We start from the raw sequence: 2,594 nt of genomic DNA on the forward strand, positions 1-2,594 counted from the left end.
GCTTTGCGATATCCAAACCGACCCGTACGATTGCCATGTTTGCCTCCTACGTTGGATGCGATGCCCATGCTTCGCGTGCCCCCAGTCTACCGAGCCCCGGAGGAGGAGGGAGTCCATGACATTACCGTTAACCGGATTCCGTGTCAGCCCACACAATTCTTCCGGACATGGGTTATCCCGATAACCATCGTCGTACAGGCATTGCGTAGGCGATTGGTGGAACCGGATAACGGTTAAATCTTTTTGATAGTGCTTTCTTGCCCAACTTTGGCTACGGCATCAAGATTGTCCAGGAGTCGGTGCAAGTATTCGATCAGTGTCTTACGTTCTATGTCGGAGAAACCAGTAAGAAGAGCTTCTTGGCGTTCTATGGCGTACTTGTAGATACGAGCATGAAGGCGCTTGCCCTCAGAAGTTGTAGCGTACTCCACCTTGCGCAGTCCGGATGGTCGTGATTGCAGCCAACCGCTTTCGTTCAGGAAATTGACGCTACGGCTGACCGCGCCTTTGTCCAATCCCATCAACTCGCATGCACGCGAGGCCGTTGACCACGGGTACACAACGAAATACGCCAGCACGCGCCAGTCTGTAACGCCGATGCCGAATCGAGCGCTATATAACTGGGAGGCACTGCCGGCAACTTTATTGGATACCCACAGCAATAGCCCTGGAACATAATTGTCGAGATCGAGTTTCATGCGCGAATTCTTTCTGAAACCCGAAGAATACTATGCCAAAGCGAAGCCCTCGTAATTGTTATTGGCCACGCCATCGATGATCTTTTGGTAGGTAGGAACGCCCGCCACATACGGCATGAACACTCGCGGTTTTCCCGGGACGTTCGCTCCTACGTACCAGGAATTCCCGACCGGGTAGAGCGTCTTGTCGGCGACCTCGTTGACGTGTCGTACCCACCCTTCTTCGGCGGCGGGAGCAGCTTCGACACGATGCACAGCTTTGTTCCGGGCCGTCTCCAGCAAGGTGGTGATCCAGTCCACATGAACCTCGATTGAGTGCACCATATTGCTCAGCACTGATGGACTGCCGGGTCCGGCAATGATGAACATGTTTGGGAAGTCGGCAATCGCCAAGCCGAGGTAAGTACGCGGACCGGTGGCCCATTTCTCGCGTAGCGATTGCCCGCCGCTGCCACGAATATCCATGGCCATCAGGGCACCGGTCATGGCGTCGAAGCCGGTTGCGAAGACGATGGCATCAAGTTCGTATTCGCGTTCGGTCGTTTGCAGTCCATTTGGCGTGATGCGGATGATGGGCGATGCCTTGACGTCGACCAGCGCAACATTGTCGCGGTTGAAGGTCTGATAATAGTCTGTGTCGACGCATAGACGCTTGGCGCCGAATGGAAGATCATCCTTCGGGCAAAGTAATTCGGCAACTTCGGGGGGCTTGACAATTTCTCGAATCTTCGACCGCACGAAGTCCGCTGCATGCCTGTTCGATTGGGGATTGCTCAGCAGGTCGTTGAAGGCGCGCAGCATGCGGAAGCCCCCGCCCGCGCCACGCCAGCGAAACTCGAATTCTGCGCGACGCTCATCGTCGTTCACGGACAGCGCGGAACGGTCGTTGGCGATCAGATAATGGCCGGTCACGGCTTCCCGGGCGCGAGCGCGCCGTTCAGCATAGTGAACCTTAACCTCCCTAATGGTGGCTTCGTCCAGTGGTTCGTTTTGTGCAGGGACGCTGAAGCTAGCGGTACGTTGAAATACGGTGAGGTGCTGTGCCTGTTGCGCGATGAGGGGTGTCATTTGAACGCCGCTGGAGCCAGTACCAATCAAGCCAACACGTTGGCCGGAAAAATCCACTCCCTCTTCCGGCCAGTCGGCACTGTGATACCAGTGTCCCTTGAAATCGGACAGTCCATCAAAACGAGGCTGCTGGGGAATCGACAGGCAGCCCGTGGCCATGATCAGGTATTGGGCATCGAAAATTTCGCCTTGCTCAGTGCGGACGGTCCAGCGGTTGCTGGCGTCATCGAAGTCGGCCCGCGCCACACGCGTATTCAACTGGATGTCAGGCCACAGCTCGAAACGATCCGCCACATGGTTGATGTAGCGCAGTATCTCCGGCTGGGTGGCGTAGCGCTCGCTCCAGGTCCAGTCCTGTTGCAATTTCTCATCGAACGAGTAGGAGTAATCCAAGCTTTCCACATCGCAACGCGCCCCGGGATAGCGATTCCAGAACCAGGTGCCGCCTATGCCGGTTCCTGCCTCCAGCACCCGGGTCTTGAAGCCCAATCCCCTGGCGCGGTAAAGCTGGTAGAGGCCTGCGAAGCCGGCGCCTACGATTAGAACGTCCATCTGCGTGGCGTCGGATTCTGATTGATTTGGCATGTCGCCTCCTTGTAGGTAATGGTGCGGTGCTCAGATCGGCATCCGCATTTTATGATGTCAAATTTAAGTTGCTTAGGTTGATATGTCAACCTAAATCACGCAGCATTTTTATTGTGCTAAGCAGGTACGCAAAAGTCTTTTGAAATAGACTGTACTCATGGTCTTCATGGAGCGCGAGGAAGACACCATGAGAGAGTTGAAGCTGACGGCAAGCCAGCGGCGAAAGATCCGAACCAGGCTGCG

2 protein-coding genes are annotated in these 2,594 nt (G+C 55.5%); both read right to left on the bottom strand.

The window, feature by feature from the left end; translation table 11 throughout:
• Positions 1-233: 233 nt before the first annotated feature.
• The gene (locus JJB74_RS32865) at positions 234-698 is read right to left on the bottom strand and encodes a MarR family winged helix-turn-helix transcriptional regulator (protein ID WP_200598753.1); all 465 of its coding nucleotides are present in this window, start codon (positions 696-698) and stop codon (positions 234-236) included.
• Between the two features lie 30 nt (positions 699-728).
• Positions 729-2,351 (bottom strand): flavin-containing monooxygenase, encoded by a 1,623-nt coding sequence (locus JJB74_RS32870; protein WP_200598754.1) that lies wholly within the window; start codon positions 2,349-2,351, stop codon positions 729-731.
• Positions 2,352-2,594: the final 243 nt, after the last annotated feature.

This window comes from Noviherbaspirillum pedocola (genome assembly GCF_016632335.1).
GTDB classification, from domain to species: domain Bacteria; phylum Pseudomonadota; class Gammaproteobacteria; order Burkholderiales; family Burkholderiaceae_D; genus Noviherbaspirillum_A; species Noviherbaspirillum_A pedocola.